The sequence below is a fragment of the Paenibacillus sp. J31P13 genome, assembly GCF_056269295.1.
On the sequence record NZ_JBWDNR010000002.1, the window covers coordinates 977647 to 992823 of the forward strand.

General features: G+C 39.5%; 15 protein-coding genes and 1 riboswitch. Of the genes, 12 read left to right on the top strand and 3 right to left on the bottom strand.

The annotated features are described in order from the left end of the window. Positions 1-24: 24 nt before the first annotated feature. Positions 25-136: riboswitch (purine riboswitch) on the top strand. A gap of 81 nt (positions 137-217) precedes the next feature. From AC0YOD_RS10795 to AC0YOD_RS10825, 7 genes are all read left to right on the top strand, one after another. Further along, the gene (locus AC0YOD_RS10795; RefSeq protein ID WP_475799262.1) at positions 218-1174 is read left to right on the top strand and encodes an EamA family transporter; all 957 of its coding nucleotides are present in this window, start codon (positions 218-220) and stop codon (positions 1172-1174) included. 174 nt (positions 1175-1348) lie between these two features. Then, positions 1349-2254, top strand: a complete 906-nt coding sequence (locus tag AC0YOD_RS10800; RefSeq protein WP_475799263.1) for an NAD(P)/FAD-dependent oxidoreductase — start codon at positions 1349-1351, stop codon at positions 2252-2254. Positions 2255-2382: 128 nt separating this feature from the next. Beyond that, positions 2383-3183: a Cof-type HAD-IIB family hydrolase gene (locus tag AC0YOD_RS10805; protein ID WP_475799264.1), complete on the top strand. Its 801-nt coding sequence runs from the start codon at positions 2383-2385 to the stop codon at positions 3181-3183. A 447-nt stretch (positions 3184-3630) separates the two neighbouring features. Continuing rightward, positions 3631-3897: a CD3324 family protein gene (locus tag AC0YOD_RS10810; protein ID WP_475799265.1), complete on the top strand. Its 267-nt coding sequence runs from the start codon at positions 3631-3633 to the stop codon at positions 3895-3897. Positions 3898-4102: 205 nt separating this feature from the next. Next, on the top strand, positions 4103-4468 hold the full coding sequence (locus AC0YOD_RS10815) for a response regulator transcription factor (protein ID WP_475799266.1): 366 nt from the start codon (positions 4103-4105) through the stop codon (positions 4466-4468). Further along, a complete protein-coding gene (locus AC0YOD_RS10820; protein ID WP_475799267.1) occupies positions 4461-7301 on the top strand; it encodes an ATP-binding protein in 2841 nt (946 codons plus the stop codon). Before AC0YOD_RS10815 ends, AC0YOD_RS10820 begins: the two co-directional genes overlap by 8 nt. A gap of 13 nt (positions 7302-7314) precedes the next feature. Continuing rightward, positions 7315-8955, top strand: coding sequence for a response regulator (locus AC0YOD_RS10825; RefSeq protein WP_475799268.1), 1641 nt, complete (start codon positions 7315-7317; stop codon positions 8953-8955). 100 nt (positions 8956-9055) lie between these two features. Here AC0YOD_RS10825 and AC0YOD_RS10830 read toward each other — a convergent pair whose 3' ends face one another. After that, a complete protein-coding gene (locus AC0YOD_RS10830) occupies positions 9056-9346 on the bottom strand; it encodes a hypothetical protein (RefSeq protein WP_475799269.1) in 291 nt (96 codons plus the stop codon). A 202-nt stretch (positions 9347-9548) separates the two neighbouring features. On the opposite strand from AC0YOD_RS10830, the gene AC0YOD_RS10835 reads away from it, so the two are divergent. The 4 genes from AC0YOD_RS10835 to AC0YOD_RS10850 all read left to right on the top strand — a co-directional run bounded on the left by AC0YOD_RS10835 (position 9549) and on the right by AC0YOD_RS10850 (position 12888). After that, a complete protein-coding gene (locus AC0YOD_RS10835) occupies positions 9549-11120 on the top strand; it encodes an ABC-F family ATP-binding cassette domain-containing protein (RefSeq protein ID WP_475799270.1) in 1572 nt (523 codons plus the stop codon). Positions 11121-11245: 125 nt separating this feature from the next. Beyond that, positions 11246-11758, top strand: a complete 513-nt coding sequence (locus AC0YOD_RS10840; RefSeq protein ID WP_475799271.1) for a hypothetical protein — start codon at positions 11246-11248, stop codon at positions 11756-11758. A 161-nt stretch (positions 11759-11919) separates the two neighbouring features. Beyond that, positions 11920-12516 carry a YitT family protein gene (locus AC0YOD_RS10845; RefSeq protein WP_475799272.1) on the top strand — a complete coding sequence of 199 codons (597 nt, stop codon included), beginning with the start codon at positions 11920-11922 and terminating at the stop codon, positions 12514-12516. 96 nt (positions 12517-12612) lie between these two features. Further along, complete coding sequence (locus AC0YOD_RS10850; protein WP_475799273.1) at positions 12613-12888, top strand: hypothetical protein; 276 nt, start codon at positions 12613-12615, stop codon at positions 12886-12888. A gap of 91 nt (positions 12889-12979) precedes the next feature. On the opposite strand, the gene AC0YOD_RS10855 is transcribed toward AC0YOD_RS10850, so the two are convergent. Next, positions 12980-13480: a C40 family peptidase gene (locus tag AC0YOD_RS10855; RefSeq protein ID WP_475799274.1), complete on the bottom strand. Its 501-nt coding sequence runs from the start codon at positions 13478-13480 to the stop codon at positions 12980-12982. 290 nt (positions 13481-13770) lie between these two features. Continuing rightward, positions 13771-14637: a YihY/virulence factor BrkB family protein gene (locus AC0YOD_RS10860; protein ID WP_475799275.1), complete on the bottom strand. Its 867-nt coding sequence runs from the start codon at positions 14635-14637 to the stop codon at positions 13771-13773. A 147-nt stretch (positions 14638-14784) separates the two neighbouring features. Here AC0YOD_RS10860 and AC0YOD_RS10865 point away from each other — a divergent pair, with 147 nt between their 5' ends. After that, the gene (locus AC0YOD_RS10865) at positions 14785-15147 is read left to right on the top strand and encodes a DUF3243 domain-containing protein (protein ID WP_475799276.1); all 363 of its coding nucleotides are present in this window, start codon (positions 14785-14787) and stop codon (positions 15145-15147) included. Positions 15148-15177: the final 30 nt, after the last annotated feature.

Genomic DNA, 15177 nt, shown 5'->3' on the forward strand with positions numbered 1-15177 from the left:
ATGTAACCTTTAAAGGGTTGAACATTAACTTACAACATCATAATTCGTATAACCTCACGGCATTAACAGAACGATAAGGGTGAGGGTTTCTACAGGAAGCCTTAACTTCCTAACTACGAATATAAGATCATTTTTTAAATGATTCTATATTCATAGTTAGGATTTTTTTTGTGTGCAAAAAAAGGTATACGGACATCAGGAAGGAGCAATTAATGGCATGAAATATTTATTATCGGTATTTTTTGGTGCAGCCAGCTATGGCATATTATCAACCTTTGTAGTTCTTGCTTATGGGAAAGGCTATCAGCTAGGTGAGGTGGTCGGCAGTCAACTACTTACGGGTTTTATACTTGCTTGGATTTTTGCGACTATTATGAAGTGGCGTGAGAAGAATAAGGCAAAAATGACGGAGAACACTGCGGAAGCTTCAGTCTCTTCCTCTCAGAAAATGACAAAATTAACATGGAAGCATCGCTTTATTTTAATGGCTGCTGGTACCCCAACCGCAATAACAGGTTTGCTTTATTATCAATCACTGCGATATATTCCAGCTTCATTAGCTATTATTTTATTATTTCAATTCACATGGATCGGCGTGCTAATCCAAGCTGTTAGCCAACGGAAGCGTCCAAAAGGCATAATGTTGTTCACTATCGCCATTTTGTTTGGAGGTACATTGCTGGCTGCTGGGATTTTGGAGCAAGGTACGGGTAAGTTTAATATCATGGGTGTGATTTTAGGCTTGCTGTCCGCTGTAAGTTATTCTTTATTTATTTTATTTAGTGGGAAGGCTGTTCCGTCCGTGCATCCTGCTTATCGCAGCGTATGGATGATAACAGGAGGATTGTTACTTGTATTCCTATTGTTCCCGCCGACCTTTTTATTTAATGGTGTGATTTTTGGAGATCTCTTGTTTTATGGCCTTTTACTTGGTTTTTTCGGTGCATTTATTCCTCCTGTTCTATTTGCAATTGGCGTTCCTCATATTGGGGAAGGGATGGCCGGAATACTTGGAGCATCTGAGCTTCCAGTTGCTGTACTTCTATCCTCCTTCGTATTACATGAATATGTTAGTCCGTTGCAGTGGATAGGAGTGGTTGTCGTTCTGTTTGGAATTGCGCTGCCTGAACTGCTAAAGAAAAGGAAGCAATTGCGATTACAGCATGAGAGATAAGGATTTCAGATTTAGATGAAGATTGTTTGTAGAAAAAAAGCCAGCTTGCTTTCAATTGAGAGCAGCTGGTTTTTTTTATTGAAAAAAGATGAAGAACGTCACTCTTGCATAAGAAGGTGAGATTTTAAAAACAATAAATACTCGATGGTATTGGCTTGAGCAGGAGGCAGGTGGATGCAAATGGATTGTATCATTGTAGGCGGCGGTATCGCGGGATTACAAGCTGCCATACAGCTTGGACGCTATCGTCACAAAGTTGCTGTCATTGATTCGGCAGATGGAAGATCCAGCATTTGTAGAAGCTACCACAACCTTATCGGATGGCCGGATGGTGTTAGCGGAGCAGAATTATTGGCTGACGGACGATTACAAGCGGAGCGATTGGGCGTACATTTTGTAAGTGGAGAAGTGATTAGAGCAGAGAAGTCTTCAGAAGGCTTTATATTGCATACGGAGACCGGTGAATGGCATCATGGCAAGAGGCTGTTGCTCGCAACTGGTGTTAAGGACCGTTTGCCTCCATTCCCTGAGCTTCTACCTTGCCTAGGTATTAGCGTCTTTGTCTGTCCAGACTGCGATGGATTTGAAATATCCGATAAGAAAACGATTGTATTAGGCTCTGGTAAGCCAGGGGCAGATATGTCGCTTACTCTTACTCATTGGACAAAGGAAGTTGTCTATATTAATCATGAGCTTATTCCTTTGGATTTGCACACACTTAGAGCACTAGAACGCAAAGGCATACAATATATAGAAAAGTCGATATTATCCGTATCAACTGTACGATCGCAATTCAAAGGCGTTAGGCTCAGTGATGATTCCATTGTGAGGAGTGATTGCTGCTTTGTTGCATTTGGCGGGAATGAGGTGCGATCGAATCTTGCTGAACAGTTACAGATTAAGCGACTGGATAATAAGCATATTATCGTTGATCCCCGGACTAAGATGACAAGCACCGAGCATGTATGGGCCGCAGGGGATGTTGCCGTTCATTCAGAGATGGTTACGATAGCTATGGGTGATGGGAGTCAAGCCGCTGTATGGATTCATAAAAGCTTGATAGAGGCTGATGCCTTGTAAAATAATAGAAAATAAAATATTTATTAATATTTTAAAAAAATCATAAACCAACCCTATTCATGATAATATGATTAGGGTTGGTTTTATTTGATAGACTCATGCAATTTGTAAGGAAGGGAGATTCACTCATGTTAACCAAACCAGTACGTTCTGATAAAAACAAAAAGCTGATTCTATTCGATATAGATGGAACGCTGCTCGATCATAATAAGCAAATTCCAGCTTCAACCAAGAGGGCCGTTGCTGAATTGAAAGAAGCTGGGCACGAGGTCGTCATTGCAACAGGAAGAGGGCCATCCATGCTGAAGGAAGTTAGTGAAGCTCTGGATATTGAATCGTACGTCAGCTTTAATGGCTCCTATGTCGTTTATAAAGGCGAGGTCCTATATAGCCATGCTATAGATGAAATTCGTTTAACTAATCTATCCCAAGCTGCTATAGATCATCAGCATCCTTTAGTATTCATGACGCCAGAGGGCATGCGTACTAATTCCGAGTACTGTGTATATAGCGATGAAGAAAGCAAAGGTCTTCGATTAAAGCTTCCTCCTCATGAGCCTGACTATTTTAAAGGAAAAGAGATTTATCAGTGCTTGCTCTTTTGTAGAGAAGAGGACGAGGGGTATTACAAGCAGCATTTTTCTGAGTTGGTCTTTAACCGATGGCATAAATATGGCAGTGACTTAATTCCTCCTGGAGGCTCCAAGGCTAGAGGCATACAGGCCTTAATCGAAAGAGTTGGTGTCAAAGCTGAAGATATTTATGCATTTGGTGATGGACTCAATGATCTTGAAATGCTTCGATATGTTCATCATAGTGTAGCGATGGGCAATGCTCCAGATGTAGTGAAGCAAGCAGCCCGCTACGTAACGAAGGATGTATCCGAGGATGGTATCTGGCATGGCCTGAAAATGGTGGGTCTCCTGTAGTGTGTGCTAAGCATTTTCTGGTAAAGTTCATTTATAAATGTTCTTTCACTTTCGCAACTCACTCCTATGGCCTTATACTGATGAAGTCGGGCCGACGAATGATGAGGAAAGGAGATGATCGAATTGATTATTAACCTAGAGGTGATCTCCGTTTAGTCGGAGATTACGATGAATGGAGGAGGCCGCAAGGCCTCCTTCTTAATTTTCACCTTCCTCAAAAATAAATTTGGGATTATTGTTAAACTTTTCTTGTCAACTGAAAATGCTTTCACTATACTGAAATAGTATCTTAACCATTCATATCAACGGAGGATATGATTTTATGTTTTTTTGTTTACGGATACACCACAATGGTTTACCAAAAATCGAAAGGAGGCAATAAAATGATTAATGCAACATTGACAATCAACCGCACAAAGCTTAGCCAATTCAAGGAGGACGTTTATCGTGAACTACAAAAATGGAAGAGAAGTGCTTCCCCCTAGCTTATTGAAAGAATTACAAAAATATATTCAAGGTGATTTAATATATGTCCCTAAGGCAACGGAGCAGCGTGCACATTGGGGTGAGGTAAGCGGCACTCGGAAACTGCTTGCAGAGCGGAATAAAGAAATTTCCCTTTATTATACAAATGGTTGGACTGTTGCTGATTTAGAGCGGAAATATCATTTGTCAGGAGAAAGCATCCGTAAAATTATCGTCAAAGCACGTTAGCGAAACTATAAAATAAAAGCGAGCAGAGGGCCAATTGGCAGCTGCTCGCTTTTATTTTTTATATAAACATTCAAATTTTTCTAGTTAATAATGAAATGAAGGAATTATTTGTCGAATGTCGAATTATTACATGTAGTTTCTTATCATAACATGTCGATATATGTACAGAGTCAAATTACTTAATTATTTGGAGGAATATCATTACATGAAAAAAGTTTTAATTGCAGAAGATGAGCCTGTACTGCGCATGCTTATCATGGATACGCTTGAAGACGAAGGCTATCATCTTGAGGAAGCTGGTGATGGTATGGAAGCGCTTGAAAAAATCAAAGAAGTCGATTTTGACTTAATCATACTTGATTATATGATGCCAAGGCTGACAGGTATCGAGGTTATTGAGAAGACGAGGCTGTTGGCGGATCGTAAGGATTCCAAAATTCTCATGTTATCAGCTAAAAATCAACAAGCTGAACAAGATAAAGTGCTAGTTGCTGGAGCAAATGAATTTATGTCCAAACCCTTTAGCCCACTTGAGTTGATCGTTAAGGTAGAGGAGATGCTCTGTGGTTAAGTTCCGTCAGTTTTATAACGGAAGGATTACACGGCGATTTGTGTCCATGATGATCCTTGCTTTAACACTTATTTTACTAGGTGCTATTTTTGTTCTGTGGAGTACCATATCCATTTTGAAGCAATATGAAGCAGAGACTAGCGAAATCAGACATAAACAAGAGCTGGTCTCACAAATTGCTGATCATTCAAATGAGATTATTCTTCGTGCACGCGGTTATTATGTTTATTTGAATGATTATGAATATAACCAAATATTTAGTGAGCAGAAGCTTTTAAATGAATCACTAACTGATATCAAGAAATTAAAGCTCAGCACCGACGAAACCGAAGTGATGCAAAATATCGAATCCTTTTTCACCTCTTATTTTGAAAAGGTTTTGCCAAAAGCTATTCCTCTTTCCCAGAAGCAGGATTACGAAGCTTTACGCAAACTAGTTTCTGCCGGTGAAGATAATCCAGTAAATGAACTTATTCAATATTCCCGAGAGCTTAAAGCGAAGGTACAGCTGATTGCTGAACAAAAAAATGATCAGCTTATCAAGAAATTATCATTGCAAGCTATATTTTTTATTGTATACATCATTTTAATTCTATTCCTATCATCTTTCATAACGAGAAAAATTGCGACGGATATCGGAGGTCCTCTAAAACAGCTGACTATACAAGCGCGCCGTTTTGCAGATGGAGAGCTGTTCCAACTGGAGAACTTAACGAGAGAAGATGAGATAGGTGAGCTCTCTCGCTCCCTTCAGAAGATGATGGGGAAAATTCAAAACAAAGAAGAAGAGCTGCTCGCTCAAAATGAAGAGCTGCAAGCTCAGCAGGATGAACTGCAAGCTCAGCAAGAGGAATTGCAAGAAGCACTTGGACAAATGGAGAAAAATGAGCAATATTTAACAAAAAGAAATTTATTGATACAGTCCCTTTCTAACACGCTTGATCAACAAGAGCTATTAGATAGTATTGTTCGCAACATGGTAGATATAACGGAATCAGACAAAGGCCTGATTATCATGATGAATGAACAACATGACTACGCAGCAGTAGGATTATCGGAAGCTGCAGCTTCGCAATTTATGAATACAGTTGATGAGGGTATTCTTGTACGAGCTACTCAAACCAAGCAGTCCTACAGCATGGTCCGTGATTGTATGCCAGCGGAACAGGGGTATCATGTATACCCAATGCGAGCAACAGACCTTATTCTGCCCATACTTAATGCAGAGGAAGAACTCGCAGCCTGCTTGGTTCTAACTAAATTAAACAAACAAATTTCTAAGCAAGAAGAAGCAGAAATAGTAGGAATGATGACACAAGTCTCGCTTGCCTTTGATAAGCTTCAGCTATTTGAACAATCGGAGAAGCAGCGCCAAATGACAAGTGATATGCTGAACACCATTCAAGAAGGTATTCAGTTTATGGATTTAAAAGGAACGACTTTGCAAATCAATCGTAAGATGTCAGAGATATTCGGATTCTTCCAAAATGAAATCGAAAGGACTGAGCTATCTCTAGAACCTTTTATCGAGCTTATTAAGGCCTCAGTCGTTGAACCAGAGCCACTGATTAGATTTATACGCAATTTGACGGTAACGGAGCAGTTCAACGGACTTCTCAGCATGAATTACGAAATTACAGAACCCGAACGGCGCTTTATTCAAATTTATTGTGAGCCGCTTTATCGAAATGGAGAGAAGTTTGGTTTGCTTCTCGTTCATCGCGATATTACAAAGGAATATGAAGTGGATCGTATGAAATCTGAGTTTGTCAGCACAGTAAGCCATGAACTTCGGACGCCGCTGGCTAGTGTACTTGGTTTTGCTGAGCTTCTGCTGCATCGTGAGCTCAAACCAGAGCGGCAACGCAAATACGTGACGACCATTCATCAAGAAGCTAGAAGATTAACGACGTTAATTAATGACTTTCTTGATTTGCAGCGGATGGAATCAGGGAAACAAACCTATGATATGCAGCCTTTATCATTAACGACATTAATTACAGAAGTGATTGAAACACAGCGGATGGCGACAAACACACATCGGATTACGTGGAAGAACGACGCACCGCAATTGACAGTCGTAGCAGATCGCGAAAAAATGCAACAGACCTTTATCAATTTGATAAGCAATGCGATTAAATATTCACCTAATGGCGGTGAAATTAAAGTAAGCTGCATTCAAAATGATTCTAACCTCGTTATTCACATTCAAGATGAAGGGCTTGGCATTCCGAAGGAGGCCATTCCACATCTCTTTAACAAGTTTTATAGGGTAGATAATTCCGATCGCAGGGAAATAGGCGGAACAGGTCTTGGACTAGCCATCGTACAAGAAATTATTTTACGTCATAAAGGCAGCATTCAGGTTCAATCACAATTCGGTCAAGGCAGCACCTTTATCGTTACATTGCCAATTGATGAATCAGAGAATCATTCGTTTAATGAAGAGCAACACTTAATGATTAAATCCGAAACAGCCATTAATGTGATGCTTATCGAAAATGATCACAATCTTTCTATTTTGCTGCGCGATGAGCTTCAGTCCAGCGGGTATCACGTACAGCTCTATACGGAAGGCTTGAAAGCAATGGAGGATATTGAGCAGCTTAACCCTGACATTGTGGTCATTGATTTGATGCTGGAGACAGGCATTACAGGATGGGATATTATTGAGAAGATGAAGAAAACTTCATTGTTGACGAATAAGCCTATCATTATTTCAAGTGCCTTCGAGGAAAAAGAAAAGGCAGCACAATGGGGGATTAATGAGTTTCTTGTGAAACCTTATCTGCCAGGTAAGCTAAGTGCAGCGATTCAGCGAATGGTTCGATAATCGAAGGAGCGCCATGAAAACAGATAAATATAAAAAACTTATTACACAAAGAATATTGCAAACGATCGAAGACTGGAAAAATCAACCCGTGGTTGAGGAGCAGGATCTCCAACGCTTCTTTCATAGTCTCAAAGGTACTTGTGGTACGATTGGGCTTACCGAGATGGAAATGTACTCAGCAAAAGAGGAGCTGCTCTTCTCAGCTGACAGTCAGAAGACGATGGTTAAAGAGGAATGGATGCCGCATGTCATGCCTCTTACTGAAATGTTTCCAATTGGTACGGAACGAGAGCTGGGCTTTGTGAGAAAGCCGATTTCAGAACAAAGCGACATCGAGAATTACTTGAATAACTGTAATCGAGTGCTGGTTATCGATGACGATGTTGACTTTGTTACGTATCTGAAGGAAGTACTGGAGAAACAATCTTACCCAGTTAGCATAGCGTTAAATGCGGAGCGCGGTCTGAAATTGTTTTATGATTGGAAACCGGGTCTGATCCTTCTAGACATTGTATTACCGGACAAAAGTGGTATGTATGTGTTAAATCAAATTGTTGATAAAGCCAAGCAGGAGCATATTCCAATTATAATGATTAGTGCTAATAACTCCACTCAAAATCAAATTCATGCCTATCGATCTGGGGCGATGGATTTTCTATCCAAGCCATTTGATGTTGAGCTGCTATCAGCACTGATCCAAAATCGCTTCGACATGAAGCGAGACTGGGAGCGTTCCATCGTAATCGACGAGCTTACAGGCGCATATAATCGCAAGCATTATAATGTCATGATGCAGCAGTATATTGCCAGCTATCAGCGGACAAACAATATGTTTTCACTTGTTATGATGGATCTGGATTATTTTAAGCATGTGAATGACAGCTATGGCCATCTCAAAGGCGATGAGGTTCTTCAAGTATTCGTATCCACTGTTCAAGTAGTCATTGGACAAGAGGATATTTTATGCCGCTATGGCGGAGAAGAATTCGCCTTGCTTTTGCCTAATCGAGACGCTGTTGATTCAGCTTCTTTAATGGAGCGTATAAGAGAACGTTTTAACTCCATTAGATTCCAAGTGGGTGAGGATACCTTTGGTGTAACCTTCTCCGCTGGTGTGACGGAAATATCGGCTGATAACAATCATCCCGAGAAGCTGGTTGAAGAAGCGGATCAAGCGCTTTATAGCGGAAAACGCTCTGGTAGAAATCAAACGATTATCTACACGAAGGAATTATCAAACAACCAGTATGATTCGCATCTTAATGTCATCATTGTTGATGACGATCCAATCATTAGAGAAATCATTATGAATCGATTCTCTCATTGGAAGCCGCTTAATAACACAAAAGTGAATGCTTACGAATTTTCGGACGGCACTGATTTTATTTCCTCTAATTGGTACAAGGATGACGAAAAATACATTATTATGTTAGATGGTTCCATGCCTACTCTCGACGGGATAGAGGTGCTGCGTACCATTCGAGAGAATTATCCAGAACAAAATATATTGATCGTTATGCTTACAGCGCGCAACAACACAACGGACATCGTTCATGCACTGCAAATGGGGGCAGATGATTATGTCGTCAAACCTTTCCACATGCAAGAGCTTGTACTCCGAATAGAGCGATTGGCTAATCGTATTTTAAGTTAATATAACAAAACAAGAAGCATTCCTCTATCGAGGAACGCTTCTTGTTTTTATTAATGTCATTAAATAAATGAAGACCCTAATCATTCAGTTGAAGAATAATTTAACCTATGGATACCGTAGGCAATTCTACAACTGTTTTCGGGTACTTATAGTCATCGCGAAAACAATTCGTTTCTGAATCATAGGTAGATTGAGAGAGTTTATGAGAGATTTCAAAAATAGACAGCTTCGGATTAACATGCAGTGCAGACTCATAAAACGTGCAGCTTTGAAAATTGAAATCTAGCGTTGTGATAATAATGACACAATTGGTAAATGTACAGCCGATAAAGCTAAACCCGTCAAAAGCGATTGTTTCATTCGAAAAGTGTTCATTGGATATCGTGTTCATAATCAGCGCTCCTATTCTATGTTGGGACAACATGGTATTAATACTAGCAGATTGAAATTGAGATGTTTGTCAATAATTGCTCCCGTTTCTAAATACTTAACGACATAAATTGCTATATTTCCGCTTAAAATTGTCACTTAGGAAGGCAATCATTTGACAGGAGGTAGACACTAGTATAAAACCATATACAGAGGTGAAAGTCATGAGCTTGATTCGTTTGGAAAATGTAACAAAAAAATATGAGGACACACTTATATTTCGTGATATTTATTTCCGTGTGAGCAAGGGAGAACGAATTGGTCTCATTGGACGCAACGGAGCTGGGAAATCGACTGTTTTCAAGTTGATTCTAGGAAGAGAAGAACCAACAGCAGGAAAAGTTGAGGTCAATGCTGATCTCAAAATTAGTTATTTTTCTCAGTTTTCAGAGCTTCAGGGGAAGCAATCTATTCAGCAAGAGCTAGAAAAATGCTTTCAGCATGTTTGGAATATTGAACAAGAATTAAAGGAGATTGAGGGCAAGTTTGGAGAAATTTCCGGTGATGATGAGTTAAACGCTCTTCTCGAGCGCCAGGCTGCGTTATTTGAGGAGATGGAGCATCATGATGGGTGGAATGTCTCCATAGAGATCGACACCGTACTAAGCAAGCTGGGCTTCGACGAACGTTCCCGGAATCAACCGATAGATGAGTTATCAGGAGGCTGGAGAAATCGAGCAGCGCTTGCTAAAATACTCATTGAATCACCTGACGTCGTTCTACTTGATGAACCGACTAACTTCTTGGACATAGAAGGGCTAGTTTGGTTGGAGCAATGGCTCCATCGTTTCAACGGCGCGATGCTTCTTGTCTCCCATGATCGTCAGTTTATTGATCGTGTTGTTACACGAACGATTGAAATCGAGAATTATCACTTTCAAGAATATGAAGGCAATTATACCGATTACATACGTAAGAAAAAACTGCGCAAGAAAGTGCTTGATCGCCAATTTGAATGGGAGGAAGAGCTTCTCATTATGGAGTCCGAGGCTATAGAGAACCGCTCCCAAAAAAAATCATCGAAGGACAGACTATCTCGCAAGCTGGCTGATATGAAGAAGAGAGTAGAGCCCCATCCAGTGAACGTGCTAATCACTGATATTTATGAGAATCTGCGATTTCCAGATAATCTTTGTCAGGTGGAAGGAATCAGCAAAGGCTTTGATACTGTTAACATTTTTCAAAATGTTAGTTTTGATGTACAGAAGGAAGATCGTATAGCCATCGTAGGTCCCAATGGAAGCGGTAAGTCGACTTTGATTAAAGTACTGACGGGAACAGAGCAAGCTGATAGCGGTTCAGTCCGATGGGGAAAAGGGGTTAGCTATGCCTATTTCAACCGGATGTGGGATGAGCTTGATCTCAAAGATACAGTCAGTCATGCGGTGAATATTTATGGACTTGGACTGGATGCTCCGCGTAAAAAAGTAAATAAGTTTTTATCCATGCTGCAGTTCTCGGAAATTGACCTCAATAAAGTCATTGGGAACTTATCCGGAGGCCAACAGGCTCGGGTAGCATTAGCCAAATGCCTTCTATCTGGCGCAGCTGTCATTATTTTGGACGAGCCTACCAATCATCTGGATCTGACTAGCATACAAGTAATGGAACAAGCGCTGATACATTTTCCAGGAGCCGTAATAACGGTAAGTCATGACCGATTCTTTATAGACAAGATTGCTACTAAAATGCTTTCTTATGAGCCAAATGGAGTTATTAGTCAAAAACAAGTGTAAAGATTTGGAGCGATTTTCATTTTATTTTTTTGTAGCCTTTTTGTAACTTCTTTCCCCCCTGTAACGTTATATTCTATAAGTAAGAAGAATAAGAATATACACCACACAGAAGGAGCGTCAGCGCTATGAAAAAATACGTAATAATTTCAGTTCTCGTTCTCGCTTGTCTAACGGCCTTTAGCTTTGCGCCGGCGGGAGGCCGTGATTATGTACCCGTTATAAAAACACCGAATCTTGAAACAGGCTATGTTCAGCATGTGGTGAAGAAGGACAATAAATACATCATTTCAATGGATGAAGTAAATTGGTACGAAGGTGAAGAAGCGAGTAAGAAGTTTTTAGAGCGAGAAGGGGATTCTGAATTAGACGGACCTCCAGATGGTTACTACATCATTGACGATGAGAATGTTGTGAGTGATTACCCGATTGCCGATGACGCCGAAGTGTTCATGCAATTATATAATCGCACCGGAAATGCAGCTGAGGCAGATATTATTTGGAACGAGCCTATTACGATCGCCAAGTTTTATGAACTGATGAATACAGAAGATGATATGTTGGATCCGAAAGACTTTCCTTATCATTTAACCGTTAAGGACGGAGAAGTTGTTCGTATTGTTCAACAATATGTCCCTTAAGTAGCAAGATGTTCAAAGGAGAAGCAGCGATCACCGTTGCCTCTTCTTTTTTTTATTACTAAATCCCATTCAAATGATTCTAGCGATTAGAATAATATCTACATGCTAAGAGCAAATTAAGCATATAAATCAGACAAGCAGTATTTGGGGGACTGATTTATATGTTGTCTGTAAAAAAAATTGTTGCTATTGTAGTCGGAAGTTTATTCATTGCAATTGGGATAAACTTTTTCCTCGTTCCGTTAGGTGTGTTGGATGGGGGTATTATCGGAATTGCGCTAATCATAAACTATTTATTCAATATTAAAATTGGTCTCGTAATGATTATTTGCAGTATACCTATTTTCACGTTAGCTTGGTTTAAAAGTCGAGATTTATTATACAACAGCATTAGTGGATTGCTATTTTCAAGCTACGTCATTGATTTGTTAGAACCTTATCAATATTATTTCATCTATTATATAGAATGGACCCCCTTTACAAGAGCAGTTATTGGAGGATTCATTATCGGTACCGGAATGGGGATTATGCTTAGATATGACAGTTCTACCGGAGGGACGGATTTACTTGCTCACTTTATCTCAAAGTATCTACCTTTGAATCTAGGTATAATTATTTTAATTATTGATTTAATCATTATAAGCACGGGGGATTTTCTACTCCCAGGAGATACGTTTTTCCTTTCATTAATGACCATTACTTCCGGCGGTGTCGCTACAAGCTTCTGCACTCTAAACATGCCCAAAAAAGTTCATTGACGTAATTTGACTTTTCAAGTCGTTAATGACTTGACCGTCTATTCGCTGAGATGTAAAATCAAGAGTGGAGTTAACACGTAGAGGAGATTTTTGAGAATGGCAAAAACGAAGGTTAAAAACGAAACCCCAACAGAGAAGCTTGACCATAGAGTTAAGGTTCTTCTAAAAGAATGGGCTGGGCTTAGCGGTTTTTATGGATATAAAGCAATGGAATTAGAAGAAATTTTTAAATTGGTCAACACAGAAGGTTGGGTTACAACTGTCGATCAAGCTGATCCGTCTGCACGAGTGTTGGAAATGGTTAAAGAAGACACTGTTCGGAAAGCAAAATTCAGCATTGATGAAAAAGGCAGAGCGTTAAGAAACTACTAATCGCTTAAGCTAATGAGGGTAATCGAATAGATAGATCAAACTAAAAAAAAAAGGCCGCGACATTCGCGGCCTTTTTTTCTATTTACAATTACTATTTGATAACACGACGTGCTGTTACATAGGTCTTGTCCCATGTGCTGCCTTTGAAGTTGGAAATCGTTACGCCAACGCCAACTTTATAAGTATGCAGCAGCTTATTGTTGCCGATATAGATACTAACATGATTGATTTTGCCATCTCTATTGGTATCAGAGAATACAAGATCGCCAGCCTTCAGACTGCTTTTTTTCACATATTTACCTGATTTAGCTTGATCTCTAGATGAACGTGGAAGTTTGATGCCATTCTTCTTATATACATACTGTGTAAAAGATGAACAATCAAATGCGCTGGTTATTCCGCTCTTTGCGCCAAATTGATATCTTACACCTATATACTTTTTCCCTGTATTAGTTATATTTTTAGCAATGGTAGTACTAGATGCAGCTGCTACTGGTTGAGGCGCCGCAATGACTGTTCCACCTAATGCAATTGATAAGCTAATTCCGATACCTGCGATTGTCTTGATAATTCTTTTTTTTCTTGTGTTCATATTGTTCCTCCTAGTTTTTCTGTGATGTGAAATCTCCTAGGAACAACATTACCATAGTAAATCTTACGTTAATTTACCAATGAAGAAAGAAACCCTTACAGGCGTAAGGGTTTCTTTGTTTTATTAAAAAGAAATGAAAAAAAACTCATTTTTCTCAGTTGACAAGTAATAAAAATGATTATTCATGAGGTAAAGATCAGAAACGGTAGTTTAATCGGTTTTCCATTGTAATATATTTATTATTAATGCCAGCTTGAGGCTAGAACAGGGCATAGTTTCAGCAAGTTTATCTAGTTCAGAACACTTACTGATTTTCTATTAATAGCGGATGTATTACTTTTCGTAGAGGCTAATGCAGCATTGATTTCTCCACCCAGCATGATCAGTATGGAACTGATATAAAGCCATATTAGTAGAACAATAATACCACCAAGACTACCGTATGTTTTGGTATAGTTGCCAAAGTTATTAATGTAAAACTGAAATATGAGTGAAGTAGCAATCCAGCCGAAGGTTGAGAATAATGCCCCAGGGATGACTTCTCTAAATCGATGCTTTCTGCAGGGTACAATCCAATAAAGTAGAATAAATACTCCGATCATTGCTGCAATTGAAATGACATATTTTAAAATACTCCAGATGGTTAGAAAACCTTGGGGATAGTTCAGAAATTGAAAGAGATACTCGCCAAGACCTTTACCGAAAATAAGGAGCAGCATAGTCAGTAGAATAACAACTGCAAAAACAATAGTTGCTATAAGTGATATTCCTCTTACTTTCCAAAAAGGACGACTTTCTTCGATATCATATGCTTTATTTAGTCCTTTCATAATCGCATTCACACCATTAGATGCAGACCACAGCGTTGCAATCATACCAATAGAAAGTAAAGCCCCGCTGCTATTTGCAGACACCTCATTCAATATGCCGCTGATCGATTCTCCAGTCTCTGCAGGTAAGACACGAATGAAATCAGCAAGCATATTGTCCGCTGATAATTGAATAAAGCTCAATAAACTTAGCAAAAAAATGAGAAAAGGGAAAAACGATAAAATCAAATAGTATGTAAGCTGCGCACCTAGAGCAGGTACATCGTCATCGCGAAAGCGAGCGTATACATTTTTCAAAAATGATTGGGCTTGTTGTGATCGAGTCATATGCGTTCACCCTCCTTTACGTCTAATTAAACAATATTGGCTAATTATTAACAGAGAAATGAACATGAGATCGGATAATGATTGGTAAATCATTTGTTAGGGAATACCTATAAAGTAACGAATCAAGCACAAAAGGAGCGATGCTGTATGTCAGAATTCAATCATGTTGTAGGAAAAGACGGCGAACTTGAAGCAGGGAAAATCGATGAAACAATAGCAAGAATGAATCCGGCAAAAAAAGATGAAATTTTAAAAAATTTCGATGAATTTAAGAGTTATCTTGCCAAACGCATTGAGCTTGGTGAAAATCTCGGGCTAAATGAAGAACAGCTTGCTGGTGTAGCTCAGAAGGTTGCTGGATACTTAGCGCAGCACGAAGATCCACGCAATAGTGAAGAGAAGCTGTTGCAGGAGCTATGGAAAGTAGGCAGCACAGAGCAACAACATCAACTTTCACATATGCTAGTGAAGCTTGCTGAGTCGAGCCAAACAAAAAATATCCTGAACTAACTCATCGCAGTTCGTTCATTACGTTCAAAT